This window comes from Sporosarcina sp. BP05, assembly GCF_014282005.1.
Taxonomy (GTDB): Bacteria; Bacillota; Bacilli; order Bacillales_A; family Planococcaceae; genus Sporosarcina.
Window position 1 is genome coordinate 61,486 of record NZ_JACFTD010000015.1, and the last position, 17,740, is coordinate 79,225.

20 protein-coding genes and 1 riboswitch are annotated in these 17,740 nt (G+C 39.4%); of the genes, 3 read left to right on the top strand and 17 right to left on the bottom strand.

Translation table 11 applies throughout. From position 1 onward, the window contains the following. Nucleotides 1-18: 18 nt before the first annotated feature. The 10 genes from H2672_RS14915 to H2672_RS14960 form a co-directional block, all read right to left on the bottom strand. Entirely contained in the window at nt 19-879 is an 861-nt protein-coding gene (locus H2672_RS14915) for a MetQ/NlpA family ABC transporter substrate-binding protein (protein ID WP_186672683.1), read from the bottom strand. Between the two features lie 68 nt (nt 880-947). After that, nucleotides 948-1,616: a methionine ABC transporter permease gene (locus H2672_RS14920; RefSeq protein WP_186672685.1), complete on the bottom strand. Its 669-nt coding sequence runs from the start codon at nt 1,614-1,616 to the stop codon at nt 948-950. Continuing rightward, entirely contained in the window at nt 1,609-2,634 is a 1,026-nt protein-coding gene (locus H2672_RS14925) for a methionine ABC transporter ATP-binding protein (RefSeq protein WP_186672687.1), read from the bottom strand. The genes H2672_RS14920 and H2672_RS14925 overlap by 8 nt, the downstream gene beginning before the upstream one ends. A gap of 203 nt (nt 2,635-2,837) precedes the next feature. Further along, nucleotides 2,838-2,943: riboswitch (SAM riboswitch) on the bottom strand. A gap of 53 nt (nt 2,944-2,996) precedes the next feature. Beyond that, on the bottom strand, nt 2,997-3,296 hold the full coding sequence (locus H2672_RS14930) for a thioredoxin family protein (RefSeq protein WP_186672689.1): 300 nt from the start codon (nt 3,294-3,296) through the stop codon (nt 2,997-2,999). A 14-nt stretch (nt 3,297-3,310) separates the two neighbouring features. Next, nucleotides 3,311-3,652, bottom strand: coding sequence for a toprim domain-containing protein (locus tag H2672_RS14935; RefSeq protein ID WP_186672691.1), 342 nt, complete (start codon nt 3,650-3,652; stop codon nt 3,311-3,313). A gap of 75 nt (nt 3,653-3,727) precedes the next feature. Continuing rightward, on the bottom strand, nt 3,728-4,111 hold the full coding sequence (gene gcvH / locus H2672_RS14940) for a glycine cleavage system protein GcvH (RefSeq protein ID WP_067206310.1): 384 nt from the start codon (nt 4,109-4,111) through the stop codon (nt 3,728-3,730). A 75-nt stretch (nt 4,112-4,186) separates the two neighbouring features. After that, nucleotides 4,187-4,546 carry an arsenate reductase family protein gene (locus tag H2672_RS14945; protein ID WP_186672693.1) on the bottom strand — a complete coding sequence of 120 codons (360 nt, stop codon included), beginning with the start codon at nt 4,544-4,546 and terminating at the stop codon, nt 4,187-4,189. A 743-nt stretch (nt 4,547-5,289) separates the two neighbouring features. After that, entirely contained in the window at nt 5,290-7,077 is a 1,788-nt protein-coding gene (locus tag H2672_RS14950; RefSeq protein ID WP_186672696.1) for an acyl-CoA dehydrogenase family protein, read from the bottom strand. Between the two features lie 117 nt (nt 7,078-7,194). Further along, nucleotides 7,195-8,370, bottom strand: a complete 1,176-nt coding sequence (locus H2672_RS14955) for an acetyl-CoA C-acetyltransferase (RefSeq protein ID WP_186672698.1) — start codon at nt 8,368-8,370, stop codon at nt 7,195-7,197. Nucleotides 8,371-8,539: 169 nt separating this feature from the next. Then, on the bottom strand, nt 8,540-10,924 hold the full coding sequence (locus H2672_RS14960; protein WP_186672700.1) for a 3-hydroxyacyl-CoA dehydrogenase/enoyl-CoA hydratase family protein: 2,385 nt from the start codon (nt 10,922-10,924) through the stop codon (nt 8,540-8,542). Between the two features lie 213 nt (nt 10,925-11,137). Here H2672_RS14960 and H2672_RS14965 point away from each other — a divergent pair, with 213 nt between their 5' ends. The 3 genes from H2672_RS14965 (at nt 11,138) to H2672_RS14975 (ending at nt 12,577) form a co-directional block, all read left to right on the top strand. Continuing rightward, nucleotides 11,138-11,458 (top strand): thioredoxin family protein, encoded by a 321-nt coding sequence (locus H2672_RS14965; RefSeq protein WP_186672703.1) that lies wholly within the window; start codon nt 11,138-11,140, stop codon nt 11,456-11,458. A gap of 107 nt (nt 11,459-11,565) precedes the next feature. After that, complete coding sequence (locus H2672_RS14970) at nt 11,566-12,030, top strand: STAS domain-containing protein (protein ID WP_186672705.1); 465 nt, start codon at nt 11,566-11,568, stop codon at nt 12,028-12,030. 43 nt (nt 12,031-12,073) lie between these two features. Beyond that, complete coding sequence (locus tag H2672_RS14975) at nt 12,074-12,577, top strand: C39 family peptidase (protein ID WP_222439417.1); 504 nt, start codon at nt 12,074-12,076, stop codon at nt 12,575-12,577. A gap of 396 nt (nt 12,578-12,973) precedes the next feature. Here the strand turns inward: H2672_RS14975 and H2672_RS14980 are convergent, their stop codons facing one another. The 7 genes from H2672_RS14980 to H2672_RS15005 form a co-directional block, all read right to left on the bottom strand. Next, nucleotides 12,974-13,357 carry a hypothetical protein gene (locus H2672_RS14980; RefSeq protein WP_186672708.1) on the bottom strand — a complete coding sequence of 128 codons (384 nt, stop codon included), beginning with the start codon at nt 13,355-13,357 and terminating at the stop codon, nt 12,974-12,976. 792 nt (nt 13,358-14,149) lie between these two features. Then, the gene (locus H2672_RS14985; protein ID WP_186672709.1) at nt 14,150-14,488 is read right to left on the bottom strand and encodes a hypothetical protein; all 339 of its coding nucleotides are present in this window, start codon (nt 14,486-14,488) and stop codon (nt 14,150-14,152) included. Nucleotides 14,489-14,702: 214 nt separating this feature from the next. Next, on the bottom strand, nt 14,703-15,095 hold the full coding sequence (locus H2672_RS14990; protein WP_186672720.1) for a topoisomerase: 393 nt from the start codon (nt 15,093-15,095) through the stop codon (nt 14,703-14,705). A gap of 214 nt (nt 15,096-15,309) precedes the next feature. After that, nucleotides 15,310-15,750, bottom strand: coding sequence for a hypothetical protein (locus H2672_RS14995; protein WP_186672710.1), 441 nt, complete (start codon nt 15,748-15,750; stop codon nt 15,310-15,312). 184 nt (nt 15,751-15,934) lie between these two features. Continuing rightward, nucleotides 15,935-16,063, bottom strand: coding sequence for a hypothetical protein (locus H2672_RS19720; RefSeq protein WP_255485843.1), 129 nt, complete (start codon nt 16,061-16,063; stop codon nt 15,935-15,937). 140 nt (nt 16,064-16,203) lie between these two features. Further along, a complete protein-coding gene (locus H2672_RS15000; protein WP_186672711.1) occupies nt 16,204-16,587 on the bottom strand; it encodes a hypothetical protein in 384 nt (127 codons plus the stop codon). A 194-nt stretch (nt 16,588-16,781) separates the two neighbouring features. Further along, on the bottom strand, nt 16,782-17,740 hold a 959-nt coding region (locus tag H2672_RS15005; RefSeq protein ID WP_483315866.1), incomplete at its 5' end, for an HNH endonuclease signature motif containing protein.

Consider the following 17,740-nt stretch of genomic DNA (forward strand, 5'->3'; position numbering starts at 1 on the left):
TCCACTTTCATCATCAAATCACTTAACTGGAACGACGTCGCCGCCCCACTCTTCAAGAATAAAGTCTTGAATCTCTTTCGATTTCAGTACGTCAATCAAAGTCTTGATCGCTTCAGTATTTTCATCGCCTTCTCTTACTGTGATGATGTTCGCATATGGAGATTCTGTGGCTTCAATTGCAATCGAATCTTCAACCGGATTCAAACCTGCATCGATTGCATAGTTTGCGTTAATAACAACTGCATCACCCTCATCATTTTTATACAATTGCGGTAAAAGTGATGGTTCGTAATTCGCATCAAACTTTAGATTTTTTGGGTTCTCTACAATATCTTTCACTTCAGCTTTTACTTTATCTACTCCATCAGCCAATTTGATTAACCCAGCTGACTCTAGCAAAGATAGGACACGGCCATGTTCAGCTACTGAGTTACTAAAAATAATAACAGCACCGTCTGGAAGTTCTTCGATTGATTTATATTTCGTTGAGTACACAGCCATCGGTTCGATATGGATAGCCCCTGCATTCGCAAACTTATAACCATGGTCAATTACTTGTTGGTCTAAATAAGGTATGTGTTGGAAGAAGTTTGCATCCAAATCACCAGATTCAAGATCTTTATTTGGCAAAACATAATCTTGGTATGTTTCAATGACAAGTTCAATGCCCTTTTCTTTCAATATCGGTGCTGCTTTTTCTAAAATAATTGCGTGCGGTGTGTTAGATGCACCAATGACGATTTTCGTTTCTTCAACTGTTTCTTTGACTGCTTTATCTTCACTACTTACATTTTTATCGCCGCTGTCGTTTTTCGCACCGCAAGCTACCAATGCTAATACCAGTACTGCTAATACTATTCCCCCTAAAAGCTTTTTCATAATTATTTCTCCCCTTTTTCTCTGTTTTTTATGATTTACAGGCAAGGCCTGATGTTACTGTACTACTATTATCTCTTGTCAAATTTCCTCACCGCGAAATCCCCGATGAATTGAATGATGAAGACGATAATTAAAATAGTGATTGTTGCAACAAGTGTAACGTCCTCACGGCTACGCTGGAATCCATCTAAGTACGCGAGTGTCCCCAGACCACCTGCACCGATAATCCCCGCCATCGCGGTATACCCAACGAGTGCAATGGCCGTTACAGTAATTCCCGAAACAAGTGCAGGCATTGATTCTGGTAATAGGACTTTAAAAATAATCGTCCTCGTTTTAGCTCCCATTGACTTCGAAGCTTCAATTACACCTTTATCAATTTCCTGTAATGCAATCAACACCATTCTTGCATAAAATGGTGCCGCCCCAATAATAAGAGCCGGCATCGCTGCATCCGGTCCGCGCATTGTGCCAAGAAGAAATTTCGTAAACGGAATAAGCAAAATGATTAATATGATAAAAGGGATGGATCTAAAAATATTGACGAATGCCCCTGAAATAATATTGACCAACTTATTCGACCACAGTTGACCGGGACCAGATAAGAAGAGCAAAACGCCAAGTGCTAATCCTATAACGAATGTTAAGATTGTCGAAACTGTAGTCATATAAAGTGTTTCCACTGTTGCTTCCCACATTTTAGTCCAGTCGACATTCGGAAAAAGGTTTTCAATCATTACCAATCACCTCCGTCTGAACATCATTTTCATGAAGATAGTGAATTGCTTCCTCAATGATTGCCGAATCGCCAAGGAGCTGAAGTATGAGTGTGCCGTATGCTCCGCCATGTGTATGAGAAATATTCCCTTGAACGATATTCACATCGACAGTGAATTTCCGAATAAGACTTGCGAGCACAGGTTGCTCTGTTTTCTCTCCTACAAAAACAAGCTTGATAAGCGTTCCAGAAGGAAATTCTTCTTTAATATGCGCCATTGCCTGCTTCGCTTCTATTGGCTCCGTCACTTGAGAGACAAATCGCTTCGTAATCGCTTCCTTCGGCGATTGGAACACATCAAGGACATCCCCCATCTCAACAACGTTCCCTGCTTCCATAACTGCAACTCTGTGGCAAATTTTACGGATAACGTGCATTTCATGTGTAATAAGAACAATTGTCAGTCCAAGTCGTTCATTGATGCCCGTTAAGAGATCAAGTATCGAATCCGTCGTTTCTGGATCAAGGGCTGAAGTCGCTTCGTCACAAAGAAGGACTTCAGGGTCGTTTGCAAGCGCACGAGCAATCCCTACGCGCTGCTTCTGACCTCCGGACAATTCGGATGGATACGCATTTTCACGACCACTCAAACCGACTACTTCAATCAATTCCGCCACTTTCTTTTCACGCTCGACTTTTCCTACACCCGCTATTTCAAGAGGGAAAGCGATATTCTCCCTCACTGTTCTAGACCACAGTAGGTTAAAGTGTTGGAAAATCATACTCACTTTTTGTCGTGCTTCCCGCAGTTCTTTACCTTTGATTGCTGATATTTCTAGACTTCCAATTTTCACACTGCCCGATGTCGGCATTTCAAGACCGTTCAATAGTCGGATCAACGTACTTTTTCCTGCCCCGCTGTAGCCGATGACTCCAAAAATCTCACCGTCAGCAATTTCAAGCGATACATTTTCGACTGCAGAAATGCTTCCTGGTCCTTCACCGAATCTTTTATTAATATCTGTTAAATGAATCATCTATTTCACCTCTGAAAAATTGTTTTGTTACTAACTCTGTCTAGCTTCAGGCGCCAGACGCTTGGGCCTGCAGGAGGCAGGTCATGCAGCCTTTGCCGCAGGACGCGGCGCTCTTTGGCTGCGATCCCTTTAGAATACAAAAAAGCCTTCCTGCAGACGGGCAGAAAGGCTTAACGCTATATTAAAATAAACGTTTGTCCAATCTCTCATCTTTCAAAGCTTACGCTTTGTGTGACTTGGCACCATTTCACTTTCGTGACGGTTGCCGGGCTTCGCAGGGCACTATCCCTCCACCTCTCTTAATAAGAGTGACTATTCAATTGAATGTTAATACGTAGTATATCAGTACTATACATCCGTTGTCAATCTATTTTTTCTAGTAGATACGGAACTGACTGAAACGCATATATTTTATGGATTACAACGCCATCCTTTTGTATAAGAAGGCAAGGAACGCTTTCGACTTCATAGTCAATTGCGATGTTTTGTACATAATTCAAATCTGCTTTCCCAATTGGTATTTCCGGTCTCATGACGTTAATAACGTTCATCATTTTAGAAGCGACCGCACATGTTCCACACATCGGTGTATATAAATAAAACGCTGCTAATGAAGACCCTTTCAAAGCCGTCTCCCATTGTTCGCGAGTCCAAGTTTCCATTAATTCTACATCCTTTAAATTAGAAATTCCGGTCGAATTTTAAAATTCGCACCTTGTAGTATTGTAGCTAACACTTTATACGGTGTTGTCTCCACTTCTCGGTAAACCTTTTCCGTGTACAAATGGATTGCCGCTGGGAACTCTCTTTTGAATAATATGCGGGTCTTTTCTCCATCTTCATCCGCATCAACGAAGACGAATAGTTCATGTTCTTCGTAAGGTGCAAGCAACTCTTCAAGCCGATAAGGACTTACTGTGCCGTTCGTACAAATAATCTCGACAGGCTCAATAAGTATTCGTGCCAAACGCTTCTTATCCGAACCACCTTCAACGATAATTACTCTTTCATCCGACACAAGATGCCTCCTCTATTGCTCTGTTCTATATAGAGATGCAAAAAACGCCGGAAAAATACCGGCGCCTTGTTTTAGTTATTCTCCGACAGTCATTTTTTCATACGCTTCAGCTGACATAAGTTCGTCTAGCTCAGAAACATTTGAAGGTTCAACGACGATCATCCATGCGTTTTCATACGGTGATTCATTGACGAATTCAGGGCTATCTTCAAGTCCTTCGTTCACTTCAATGACTTTACCGCTGATAGGTGCATAAAGTTCAGATACTGTCTTAACTGACTCAACGCTTCCGAAAGGCTCGTCCGCTTTGATGTCATCGCCGACAGATGGAAGTTCAACGAATACGATATCGCCAAGTTCAGATTGTGCAAAGTGTGTAATACCGATACGGTAGTTACCGCCTTCGTCTTTTACCCATTCATGCTCTTCAGAATAACGCAGATCTTTTGGTGTGCTCATTCCGTATCCCTCCAAATAAATAGTTTCATTCTCTTCAATTCTGTCATATTTCTTGGATAAAGACAAGATAGGAAATTAGTTACCCCATACTTTGTCGAATTCATCTTCCTTGAAACCAACAGTCACTTTACCGTCTCCATAAACAAGCGGTCTTTTAATCAGCATACCGTCAGATGATAGCAAGCTGATCTTCTCTTCATCTGTCATTGTGGGTAATTTATCTTTCAAATTAAGTTCTCTGTATTTCAGCCCACTGACATTGAAAAACTTTTTCAATTCCAGTCCAGATGCCGCAATCATCTTCCCGAGCTCTTCTTCTGAAGGAGGAGCCTCTGCTATGTTCACTTCCTGGAAGTCCAGGTTGTTCATCTCAAGCCACTTCTTAGCTTTCCTGCATGTTCCACACTTTGGATAACCGTAGTAAATTAATCCCATACCGTAACGCCTCCGTTTTCGCCATTATAACAGAAAAGACGTCCAGGTACCTATTGGGCGTTACGCGTATAGGTGATTTTGGATTGCTTCGGATTGAATGACTTCTATACGATTATCGAGATGTCTTGATATGTGGGGATGCGACTTTGTCGCATCCCCACATACTTTTTTCGGTAATCGTATGGTGGTCCTTCATCCTTCGCTCTTCAAAAACACAGATACATGTATTGCTGAAGCTTTTTGGGACGAAAGAATAGCTGGCTTCTTAACTGGAGAAAAGCCGCCAAAGATACAATTTTGGCGATTGAAACGTTCTATATGGTTTTCCCTTTTTTACTAGTAAAGAAGTGTCACATTCCAGTATGCATCACATTGTTACATGCATAATCTTTGCTAAAAGTTAGCAAGAAGCACATTGTACAACGTGAAAGAGTGCCCGAAATTGCATCTTCGGGCACTTACACTCTTTATAGAAAGTCTTCGATTCATTTATTTCAAACATAACTGCATTTTTCACTTGAACATTGTAGGAACGCGACAGGCAACTATTCGCAACAGGATAACCGAAAAAAAATATGTCTAGAAGTGACTCCGTCACTTCTAGACATATTTGCCTCTCACTCGGTAAATGTGTCGTGATTATTTCGCCGAAAGCGAACCGGAAATAACCCAGTGAAAAATAGCGATTTCCAAGCCCTTCTCGCCAGCGTTTTATGCAAATAAATGGTTATTCAACAAACGTATTAAACGATATACTTCTCCGCTTCGATCAGCTTAACCGACGCTTCACGTTTTTTCGCAATGATATTATACGGATTTGAGCGTGTCAATTTACGCAGTGCAGAAATCATCATGCGCTGGTTGTCGCCATCAACAGCTGCCATCAGTGTTTCTTTCGCATCTCTTTCAATATCCTCAAATGCTTCTTGACAGAAGATTTGTGTGTAAAGAATTTTCTGTTGTTCTTTTTCTTCCCCATTACGCGCAATTGCTTTTTCTGTACGGAGAAGTGCAGACTCCATTGCGAAGACATTATTAGCGATGTCTGCAATGTTTACAAGTACTTCTTGCTCAGCTTCTAGCTTCGTGCCAAAACGTTGCGCGGCAAGACCCGCAGCTAGCAAACCGATTTTCTTAGCGTTTTTAACAAGTACTTTTTCTTGTGCAAGTGCTTCGTCACCGATTTCTTCAGGCATCATCATTAGAAGTTCCGCTTGAAGTGCTTGCGCCTGTTGTAGCAATGGCAATTCGCCTTTCATTGCTTTTTTCAGGAACGTGCCTGGCACTAGCAGACGGTTGATTTCATTCGTTCCTTCAAAAATACGGTTAATGCGTGAATCGCGGTAAATGCGCTCTACTTCATATTCTGCCATGAAACCATATCCGCCATGAAGCTGTACTGCTTCGTCAGCGATGTAATCCAATACTTCAGATCCCACGACTTTATTGATTGAACATTCGATTGCGTATTCTGCGATTGCTGCCGCAATTGCTTTGCCGTCTTTTTGCTCTTCAACACTCAACTGGCTTTGGCGCTCTTCGAAGTAGCCAACTGTACGGTAAATCAAGCTTTCAGCTGCATACAGTTTAGATGCCATCGTTGCTAACTTTTGTTTCGTCAAGTTGAATGAAGATATTGGCGTTTTGAACTGCTGACGTTGATTTGTATAGGTAATTGCAAGTTCAAGCGCACGTTTAGATCCGCCCATTGTGCCGACTCCTAATTTGTAACGGCCGATATTCAAGATATTGAACGCAATAATATGTCCGCGACCAATTTCACCTAACAGGTTTTCAACTGGTACTTCTGCGTCTTGTAAGATTAGCGTACGAGTAGATGATGATTTGATACCCATCTTTTTCTCTTCAGCTCCGACAGATACACCTGGGAATTCTTTTTCAACGATAAACGCAGTGAATTTATCGCCATCGATTTTCGCGTAAACAACGAAAATATCCGCAAATCCAGCGTTCGTAATCCACTGTTTTTCACCATTTAAGATGTAGTGTGTTCCGGCAGCATTCAACTTTGCATTTGTCTTCGCACCCAATGCATCCGAACCAGAACCTGGCTCAGTCAGTGCATATGCAGAAATTTTGTCGCCTGATACAGAGTTCGGCAAGTATTTTTGCTTCTGCTCTTCATTTCCGAAAAGGACGATTGGCAACGTTCCAATACCAACGTGTGCGCCATGGGTGATTGAGAATCCGCCTGCTACAGACATTTTTTCTGAGATAAGTGCAGACGCGATTTTGTCGAGCCCAAGGCCACCATATTCTTCAGGTACATCCGCTCCCAGAAGTCCAAGGTCCCCGGCAGATTTTAGTAGTCTTACAGAGTGTTCGAATTCATGATTTTCAAGATTTTCCACAACAGGTTGAACTTCGTTTTTCACGTAGTCTTCTGTTGTTTTCGCAATCATTTTCTGTTCATCAGTAAAATCTTCAGGCGTAAATACCCGACTTGCTTCAATGTCTTCTGTTAGGAATGCTCCACCTTTAATCAGGTCGTTTGTTTTTAATTCAGTCAATGTTGTTTCCTCCTTTTAATTGTCTAGACTCCGTGCGCTAGCCCTCCGCTTTTGCCTACAGGATGTAGGTCATGCAGTCATTGCCGCAGGACGCGGCGAACTTAGACTACGTTCCTTCTATAAAAGCTCAAACACCCCGGCTGCACCCATTCCGCCGCCGATACACATCGTAACGACTCCGAACTGTTTGCCTTGACGTTTTAATTCACTCATCATACGAATCGTTAAAATAGATCCCGTTGCTCCAAGTGGGTGCCCTAGAGAGATTGCTCCACCGTTGAAGTTCACCTTATCCATATCAAGACCTAAATGACGGATAACCTGAAGTGACTGAGACGCGAACGCTTCGTTCAACTCCCATACATCGATATCCTCAATAGAAAGCCCTGCAATTTTAAGTGCTTTTGGAATGGCTACAATTGGACCAATTCCCATCACTTCAGGTGGCACGCCGCCTACAGCAAATGACAGGAACTTCGCGATTGGCTTCAAGCCTTGCGCTTCTGCCACTTCCCGGTCCATCACAAGTACTGCACCTGCTCCGTCTGATGTTTGCGAGGAGTTACCTGCCGTAACAGTACCCGTTACTGAAAATGCCGGACGCAATTTCGCTAATCCCTCTACGCTTGTTCCGTGACGGACTCCTTCGTCCATTTTAAATGCGAAATTCTTCTCGCTATATTTACCATTATCATCTACAGAACGCTTAACGACTTCGACTGGGACGATTTCATCATCGAATTTCCCAGCAGCAATCGCTGCACCTGCTTTTTTATGAGACAGTACGGCAAATTCATCTTGTTCTTCACGCGTGATACCGTATTTTACTGCAACTTGCTCAGCAGTGTGACCCATTCCCATATAATACTGTGGAGCCGTTTCTGCTAAGTGAGCATTCGGTCTGATTGTATTCCCCATCATCGGTACCATACTCATTGACTCGACGCCGCCTGCAAGTATCGCTTGCGAGTGACCGAGCATGATGCGCTCAGCTGCATAAGCAATTGACTGAAGGCCAGATGAACAGAACCGGTTTACTGTAATAGCAGGCGTCGTATCAGGAAGACCTGCAAGTGCACCAATATTTCGTGCAACGTTCATCCCTTGTTCAGCTTCAGGCATTGCACAGCCAATGATTAAGTCATCAATTGGGCCGTCATAGCCACCTGCACGTTTCAACGTTTCTTTAATGACAAGTGCCCCTAAATCATCCGGGCGTACGGTTACAAGAGAACCTCTACCCGCTTTTCCCACCGGTGTCCGGGCACCGGCTACTAGTACTGCTTCACGCATTGAATTTCCTCCTTTATATCAGTTGTTCAAAAAGTCCGGTGAAAATTGAGGCCTACAGGAAGTAGGTCATGCAGTCGATGCGACAGGACGTCGCGACTTTAGACTGCCCTCCCTCCTCGGCACTTTTCATCCTCCTTTTTGAACTCTCATTTTGCTATACAATACAAACTTAGTTGCGCAGTGGTTTGCCTTTTACGAGCATGTGCTGCATACGCTGTTGTGATTTTGGTTCCGCCACAAGGCTAAGGAACGCTTCACGTTCAAGATCCAACAGATATTGTTCGTCAACAAGTGTTCCGTATGGTACTTTTCCGCCGGATAAAACAAACGCCAACTTCTTCGCGATTTTCAGATCATGTTCACTGATAAAGCCAGACAGGAACATCCCCTCTGCTCCGAGAAGCATCGTCGCATAACCCGAATCACCTGTAACGGGGAATTTCTCACGTTTAGGTGCTTTATAACCCATGTCAAACAATGCAATAGCTGCCTGTTTCGCATCATAGATTAAGTGATCTGCATTGACACTAATACCATCTGCGAAATCGAGGAAGTTATTTTCACGTGCTTCGTCTCCCGAAGTGGAAACTTTTGCAGTCGCAATTGATTCGAAAACTTTATTGGCAACAAATTGATAGTCAATATGGACGCCCTTCGGCAATCCTTTTAAATGTTTCGTATAAAGCCCTACGTTTCCACCACCGCCTGGTATCAAACCAACGCCGACTTCAACGAGCCCCATATAGGTTTCCATTGACGCCTGAATATGTGCTGCCGGCAGACAAACCTCAGTCCCTCCACCAAGCGTCATTGCAAATGGTGCTGCAACAACAGGTTTTGTGGAATACTTGATTTTCATCATGGCATTTTGGAATGAGCGAACAGTGAAATCAAGTTCAAAGATATTGTCATCTTGCGCTTCCATAAGAATCATTCCTAGGTTTGCACCTACACAGAAGTTTTTGCCTTGATTTCCAATGACAAGCCCTTTGAAGTTTTGCTCAACTTCATCAACAGCGAAATTGATCATTTGAATGATGTCAGGACCAATTGAATTCGATTGTGAATGGAACTCAAGAAGTGCCACGCCATCGCCAAGGTCGATTAAGCTAGCGCCTGCATTCTTTTTAATAACGCCATGTTTTTGCTTATAGCGTTTCAAGTCAATTACTTTTTCATTAACAGGAACAAGCTTGTAATCTTCTCCATCGAAGAAGTAAAGTTCACTGTCTTCTTCTTTATAGAAAGTTTCATAGCCTTTGTCGAGTAAACTTTGAACGAATGCTGGAACTTCCTCGCCTTCACCTTTCATCTTCTCAATAGATTTAGCTACGCCGATTGCATCCCAGATTTCAAATGGACCTTGTTGCCATCCAAAGCCCCATTTCATGGCATTGTCGATAGCAACGATATCATCTGCAATTTCACCGTTTAGTTGTGCAGAATAAAGCAATGTGGGTTTTAGGATATTCCACAAAATTTCACCAGTACGGTCATCTGCATACACAAGCGTTTTCACTCTATTAGCGAGCCCTTTTTGTTGTTTAGCCATTTCAATAGAAGGTGTTTGCAACTTTTTAGCAGGACTGTAGTCAAATGTCTCTGTATCTAGTTCGAGAATCTCTTTCCCTTTTTTCAAATAGAATCCTTGTTTTGCCTTAGCACCAATCCAGCCGTTATCAATCATTTTCTTCATGAATGGCGGCAATTCAAACACTTTCTGCTCGTCGCCTTCCGTCTTGTCGTACACATTTTTCGCCACGTGCATGAACGTATCAAGTCCAACGACGTCAAGCGTACGGAATGTTGCCGATGTCGGACGACCTATCAAAGTGCCAGTGACCGAGTCAACTTCCCCAATCGAATAACCACGTTTCTCCATCTCACGCAACGTGATAAGAAGGCCATATGTACCGATCCGGTTTGCGATGAAGTTCGGTGTATCTTTTGCGATTACTACGCCTTTACCCAGCATATCTTCACCAAAACGAGTCATGAACTCAAGTACTTCCGGTGCAGTTGTGCTCGCTGGAATAATCTCAAGTAATTTCAAGTAACGCGGTGGATTGAAGAAGTGTGTACCCATGAAATGTTTTTGAAAATCTTCCGTACGACCTTCCGCCATCGCTTCAATACTTATACCTGATGTATTTGAAGTGATGATTGTACCCGGTTTACGAACTGCATCTATTTTTTCATACAAGCCTCTTTTAACATCAAGATTTTCAACAATCACTTCAATAACCCAGTCAACATCTTTTAATTTATCCAGATCATCTTCAAAGTTCCCTGCTTCTATAAGAGACAGATTACTTTTCTTCGTTAGGGGTGCAGGTTTTTGTTTCAATAGTTTCTGCAAAGCACCTGTTGCAATTTTATTTCTTACAATGCCATCTTCAAGCGTAAGTCCTTTTGCTGCTTCCTCTTCCGTTACCTTTCCAGGAACGATATCCAAAAGTAAAACCGGAATTCCTATATTAGCGAGATGAGCTGCAATACCAGAACCCATAACGCCTGAACCTAAAACTGCCGCTTTTTTAATTTGATAAGTCACTTGCGAAGCCTCCCTTTTCCACTTGAATGAACACTCATTCATTTAATAGGCAAAAAAATAAAAACCTTTTCTATATCTATCAGTGTAAAACACATTGCTAGTTTTCGCAATATTTAAATCTAAAAGTTTTCAATTTCCTATCTGAAACATATCGTTACCCCACTAAAGTGATTACGTTGTACACTGTCCATATAAAGGAGGTTAATATATAATATGAAACCAATTACAACAGTTGAACAGTTCAATGAAATTATTTCCGGCGATTCTAAAGCACTTGTTAAATTCCAGGCAGGATGGTGCCCTGACTGCAGGCGCATGGATATGTTTATCGATCCAATCGTCGAGAAATATGATGAATACACATGGTATGATGTCGACCGCGATGTACTGCCAGAAATCGCTGACAAGTATGACGTCATGGGCATTCCAAGTCTTCTTATTTTCCAAAACGGTGAAAAGCAGGCGCATCTGCATAGCGCTAACGCAAAATCACCGGCACAAGTTACTGAGTTCCTTGAAGGCGTAAAAGCATAATAGAATAGAAACACAATCTAAACGGATAGACCCATGTCTATCCGTTTTTCATGCACCTATTTTCCATTTGAAGTATAATAGGTTAAAATGCTAACGAGGTGCGTTAATTGGACTACGAAAATGAAATCCAACAACTTAAATCTAAAATCGCTTCCTATGAAAAGGTTCTCCTGGACACAGCAGCACCAATCATTCCTTCAATTGTCGACAATACAATTCTTGTTCCGATTTCAGGCTACACTAGCCAAGATCGTTTTAATTTAATCCGCACACGCGTCCTCGAATACGTTGGAGTCCACAGGGATACAATTTGTGCAGTATTCGATTTTACTGGAGTAGATCTCAATGACGTAAAGGAATTTGATTTTACTATACTTACAAACGAGATCGACCAACTGAATAACACGTTGAAACTAATGGGCGTACGCCCTATTTTTGTCGGCTTTAACCCAAGGATTGTCAGAGAAATCGTGCATGCTGGCATTCACATGGAGATTGAAACCTATATCAACTTCAAAACTTCATTAAAAACTCTGCTAACCGAAAACGACAAATCACTTTCTTCTTTTTGATGAAGTGATTTTTTCATTATGAGAGGTGTGCCTAGTGAAAAGGATGCTGAACGTGAATGGCAAATCGCAATATGACGAGGATATAAACGAATCATTGCGTGCTTCCGCCTGCGGGCCCGTGACAGCTCGTGTTCTAATGGATCAGATTGCTCCAAATGCATGCCCATATGACGTTAACGAATTATATAAACTTCTTGGCGGGACGAAAATCGGACTTTCAAAAAGGCGTTTCATCTGTAATATGCGCGAAGTCCTTGGCGCCGACTGGACTGTTGCAGAGTGTAGTATAGACGAAGTGATTCGCCAAATTGATAGTGGGCGACCCGTTGCGGCGAAGTTTGATAAATGGTTTTCTTTCCGTTGGCGTGGCAGTTACGAATTTGATTACCACTGGGTTCCTGTAATTGGCTACGAAGAAAAAGATTATGATGTTGAGCTAATCATTCATGATAATGGTGGGCGAAACCGTCCGAGTCAAGTGCGGCATGTTTCTTATTTGAGGGATAAACCTGTTTTGTCATTTGTGAAGATTGAACTGAAAAGTTGAATGCAAAAACATAGCTTTTGCTTAACTAAAAGTAACCTGAAATTAACTTGATTCCACTCTAGGCATTACGTGTATAATTTTTTGAGGTCGCTCTCAATTGAATGACTTCCATACGATAACCGTGTTGTCTGAATGTGTAGGAATGCGACTTTGTGGCATTCCTACACATTTTTTTCGATAATCGTATGGTGGTTATTTATCCGTCGCTCTTCAAAATTACAGATACACGAGGTGCTGAAGCTTTCTGGGACGAAAGAATAGATGGGCATCTTACCTGAAGATAAGCCGCCAAAGATGCAATTTTGGCGGCTGATGCTTTCTTTATGGTTTTTTCTTTTTTATTGACTTTGTTATATGATATTGTTGAATATCTAAGAATAAAAGAACTTCTCAAGATTATTTTAAATTATTTGAAATTTTAACGAGAACATAGTTTTTAGTCCACATTTGAGTAGTACCAATTAACTTTTCTCCATCTTTTTCAAAGAGCATACCACCACCATCTTTCTGTTTAAATTCCCATCCATTTGATACAACCATTTGTTTTATATTTTCGTCAGCAATCGAAATACCTTCGTTTTCACTTCTTGTGATATACCAAATAGAATCGCCTTCTACTGCAATTTCAGCTATTTCACTATCCGATTCCTTCAATTTATCAATCGCTTCTTTTGAAGATATATCATCTATTGGAAGAGAAGGATAATGTAATTTATTTATTAATATGAACACTGCAATAACGGCTATAAATAAACCTGAAATAACCCCGATTTTTTTCAATTAATTATCCCCTTTCTACTAATTTCGAATATCATTTATTATAAGTTCCTAAGCATTCAAACGAACCTACCTTTGATTTTTCTTATTTAACTAAACTGCCTCTTTAGTTGAACAAGAAAAAAGAGCCGTCTAAGCAGCTCAACAATCTTCAAGTAAAGCACTCGTTAGATTAAGTACATTCCTTCACATAAGTTATACTTTCTTCTCATTATTTTTCCATTTCACATAATTATAAGCGACGTCCATTAAAACCAAAAACAGGTAAATTATTCCAATTACTTCGTATTCATTTGATGTTAAATCACTAAACCGATATAGAGCAAGATACATTAGGGATACTAATGGAATCCCCCACAAGCCACGTATCAACCTTCTTCTGTACGTTAATCTATGATAGTTTAGTACAAATCCTTTATCCTTTTTTTCTACGTCCTTATATATTACCGACGATATCGTACTAACAATTAAAACCGCTATCAATGGTCCAATAAAATACAATAGAGTATTCACTATTCTCCCCCTAGTAAAACAATAATAGATTTGTATGTACTCTTCAGCTAACCCGCCCCTTTAGTGCAACAAAAAAAAGCCGTTTAATCAACTCAATGTTCTTCAAGTAAAGCACCCGTTAGTTTAATAAGAACAGAGACACTTATTAAACAATTGCCCCCTATAATGGAATAACGAAAGTAGACACAAGAATGTTAATTAGCTTTATTTTTCTTCATCTAGCCGTCTCTTATTATAACAAAAGCCCCTTTCAGTTGACGTTGAACTAAAAGGAGCTTATTGTTATTTATTATTATCATATAAATCTTTATACATAGTAGCAATCAGAATAAAAATAAATACAGGGATTAAAAAAACTTTATTATTTATCAGGCTATTTGCTGAAGTATCAAATAAAATACTTACTACTAAAGCAATTATACTAACCACACTGAAAATAATAAATATCATTTTATTTGCCAAAAAATACTCTTTTTTTATTTCAATCACTAAATATACTATTGCAAAAACAATTGAAACAATACGCGTTACAAATAAATATTCATATTGAAGAAAAAAAGTTGCAAATAAAAATAGAAGAACTATTAAATTTAAAATTATAGAAACATTAATATTTTTCATTATAAACTCCTAAAAGTAGATTGATTACATTGCGTTAAGTTGTTAAACACAAGTTATACAACACTCTTCAACTAACCTGCCTCTTTAGTTCAATAAGAAAAAAGGCTTTACTCCTTCTGGAAGTAAAGCACCCGTTAGTTGAAGTACATTTATTCACATACTTATAAAACTACTTTATTTTTAAGGCTGTTTGTATCCTTTAAGAACTTCACTGTTAGTATTTCTCAATCTTTATTTTTTTTTTCATTTTTTCTTCGCTAATTGATACTGTTTCTGTTTCAGAAACTTTCTTTATAGAATATTCAACTATTTGTTGAATCAACGTATCATCAACTTTTACATCCTTCGGGAAACTTACTGATACAGACATTTCTTTAAAATTACCACCTAACGATATTGCTATTGACTCACTATCAAGTTCCGTTTGTTCTGTAATAGATACTATTATTTCATTTTGTAATTCAGATATTAAGTTTGATATTCCATCGTCCCCCCCGTATCTCTGAGAAACTACTACTTCCTGTTCGCTTTCTAATACCTCGGTTGTATTACATCCAACTAACAAGATTGAACAAAATAAAATTCCTGAAAATATAGCTTTTTTCATCACTTTTAAATTCTCCTTTCAAAAATAAATTGCACATTCCACAACAATTCTCCATACGTAAGTTTGACGTTATATATTGGTAATAGTTCCAAATTTAATAATAATCTTATTCAACTAAACTGCCCAGTTAGTTCAATAAGAAAAAAGGCTTTACTCCTTCTTGAAGTAAAGCTACCCGTTAGTTTAAGTACAATCATTCACATACTTTTATCAATTATTCTGCATGTTGTGGTTCAATTCCACTTTCTTCTACCGATGTGCCTGATACAGTCCACATACTTACTTGCCTTACCACTGTATCTTCAACTGTATCTTCAACTGTATATTCATAAACTACTTTTGGCTCACTATCGAAAATTACATGAAGATTTATAACAGGTTCTATTTTAAAGTCGTCTGTATCTGTAATTCCCCATGAATCCATTGGATATTTTTCTTCTAAATGACCTTCTAATACTTCTATGGCTTTTCCAGTTTGTTGCTCTATAATCAAAGGTCTAATTGCTCCTTGATAGATATAACTACAAATTAAAATGATGCCCAATATAACCCAAACAAGCTTCCTAACTTTCTTAGGTAATAGAAAAGTTAACAGACCCACTGCAAAAATACATATTGTAATGAGAAATAACCCAATTAAGATTGTTGGTTCCATTTACTACCACACCTTTTACATTTTATTTATATTTACTACTATCCTATAAGAATATAGAAACATTCTTTATTCAACTAACCTGCTCGTTATTTTAAGGAATGATTCCATAAAATGGCCCGATTGAGGCACAAACCTTATGCAAGAATTGCCCCCTTATGCAGGATAAACGCTATTAGATTATTCTTTACTTATTTGCAATTTTACGAAGTAAATATAACGCATAAACGATTGCTGGGATAGCCCCTATGTATAGAATCAAATTAAGGATTCCACCAATTGCATATAACGGGGATACTGCTATATCCATACTCATTTAATCACTCCTTTCGTAAAGTCAATTACCTGTTAGTTAATCAATCTATTAATGCATAATTTGGCCCGATTGTTTAAGAAAAGCTGAACTCACTTTACTACAATCGCACCCTTTACTTGAAGAAGGACAATCTATATTTGCTATGAGTCTTGTCCAACTATAACTTTCCAACCTCTTTTTTTCTTCTCAACAGGGAAAGTGAAATTAGTTAAATTCCCCTCATCAATCATTTCAACAGTTGCTGCAAACTCCGTTTCACTTACCTTTTTAAGCTCTACTATTTTTGTACCAGTAATATTTGAGTTAATACCTTCGTCAATAATACTTGAATACTCCTCTTTTTGCTCAGCTTTATCGGGAAATCTAATATCATCTGCATATTTCACCATTGATGATACGTCGTTTGTTTCTACAGCTTCTAAGTAATTACTTACAAGGGTTGCAACTTTTTCATCAGTTGTTTTAGTCGAACAACCAACTAAAAATAGTAACAACAAAATCCCCAAAACTATAAACTTTCTCATTCTATTCCCCCATCTCATTTAGCCATTTAACTTTACCATTCATGTTTAAGTAAAGTAGCAATAGGTAAACCTTTGATGTTATCTCCAGCTTTTCCCCTGCTCTGCACGGAACGTGCCAGTTTCCAAGCATTCCGCGCTCCATCTAGCGATGGTTTTATTAATTATAAGTTTCAAGTTACCCTTATTGAATTGGATTATTTAATACATTCTAATTCACATATTCCCCGATATTTATTAATCTTTTTTAACATCGGTTCTGTGATACCCAAAACTTTGATGAGTGAATCTATCTTAATTTTGTCTGTCATATGGATTAATTTATGTACCTCTTTTTGGAGGATACGTAAATTATTGAATTTGTCGCTTCCACCAAGATGCATAGGAATGTAGTGATGACAATTTACGTCTTGTGCTTCTAAGAACGTACCTGTGATTTCACATTTACCTAGTTTCATGCTGTATCTACTAATCCGATTATCCATATATTCAACACTTCTTGTCGGGACTTTCGAGTCCAGTAACAACACTATTTCCTGTCTAATATCTGTGCGTAGCCTGGTGGCTATTTGTACTCGACCTTCTTCAGTAAACGGTGTTAAACTTTGTGTGAAGCACATCGTATTTTTGGTTTTGATGATTCCAAGAGGGAAGAGATGTACACCAGCAATTTTATAAGTTTTAGTGCTTAAGCTATAAAACTTTTTATAGACAGGTGGAGGTTTTTTTGGATGTTCATATTTCCCGACAGGTTTAAGACGATTGTACATGAATGCACTTATTTCGTAGGCAAGACATGAGAACGCTAAGTTGACGTGAGTAGCTCTGTTAAAATAATTGTGTAACCCTAAGACAAAACTATTAAACCGCATAGCATTCTGAGCCGTTGGTGATTTTCGCAGTTTTTGAATTCGCTTCTTTGCATCTGCTTTAATTTGTTTTATTTTCTCAGCTTTAACAAATGTATGGGCCACACGTGTCTTTCTTTTACGATTGGCACGTATTGTGAATCCAAGAAAATCAGACTTAGACTTACGGAGATTAATAATCTTCGATTTTTCTGGTGAAATATCGAGTTTTAAGCGTTCCTTCAGATAAAGCTTAACAGCATGATACCACTTTTCAGCAGTTTTCCAGTCCCGACATAAAATCTTAA

Excerpts from the sequence above, each read along its gene's own strand:
- H2672_RS15000 (WP_186672711.1), bottom strand. The coding sequence starts at position 16,587 with ATGAGAAAGTTTATAGTTTTGGGGATTTTGTTGTTACTATTTTTAGTT.
- H2672_RS14925 (WP_186672687.1), bottom strand. The coding sequence starts at position 2,634 with ATGATTCATTTAACAGATATTAATAAAAGATTCGGTGAAGGACCAGGA.
- H2672_RS14965 (WP_186672703.1), top strand. The coding sequence starts at position 11,138 with ATGAAACCAATTACAACAGTTGAACAGTTCAATGAAATTATTTCCGGC.
- H2672_RS14995 (WP_186672710.1), bottom strand. The coding sequence starts at position 15,750 with ATGGAACCAACAATCTTAATTGGGTTATTTCTCATTACAATATGTATT.
- H2672_RS14975 (WP_222439417.1), top strand. The coding sequence starts at position 12,074 with ATGCTGAACGTGAATGGCAAATCGCAATATGACGAGGATATAAACGAA.
- H2672_RS14955 (WP_186672698.1), bottom strand. The coding sequence starts at position 8,370 with ATGCGTGAAGCAGTACTAGTAGCCGGTGCCCGGACACCGGTGGGAAAA.
- H2672_RS19720 (WP_255485843.1), bottom strand. The coding sequence starts at position 16,063 with ATGAGTATGGATATAGCAGTATCCCCGTTATATGCAATTGGTGGAATC.
- gcvH (WP_067206310.1), bottom strand. The coding sequence starts at position 4,111 with ATGAGCACACCAAAAGATCTGCGTTATTCTGAAGAGCATGAATGGGTA.
- H2672_RS14930 (WP_186672689.1), bottom strand. The coding sequence starts at position 3,296 with ATGGAAACTTGGACTCGCGAACAATGGGAGACGGCTTTGAAAGGGTCT.
- H2672_RS14990 (WP_186672720.1), bottom strand. The coding sequence starts at position 15,095 with ATGAAAAAAGCTATATTTTCAGGAATTTTATTTTGTTCAATCTTGTTA.
- H2672_RS14920 (WP_186672685.1), bottom strand. The coding sequence starts at position 1,616 with ATGATTGAAAACCTTTTTCCGAATGTCGACTGGACTAAAATGTGGGAA.
- H2672_RS14945 (WP_186672693.1), bottom strand. The coding sequence starts at position 4,546 with ATGGGATTAATTTACTACGGTTATCCAAAGTGTGGAACATGCAGGAAA.
- H2672_RS14985 (WP_186672709.1), bottom strand. The coding sequence starts at position 14,488 with ATGAAAAATATTAATGTTTCTATAATTTTAAATTTAATAGTTCTTCTA.
- H2672_RS14915 (WP_186672683.1), bottom strand. The coding sequence starts at position 879 with ATGAAAAAGCTTTTAGGGGGAATAGTATTAGCAGTACTGGTATTAGCA.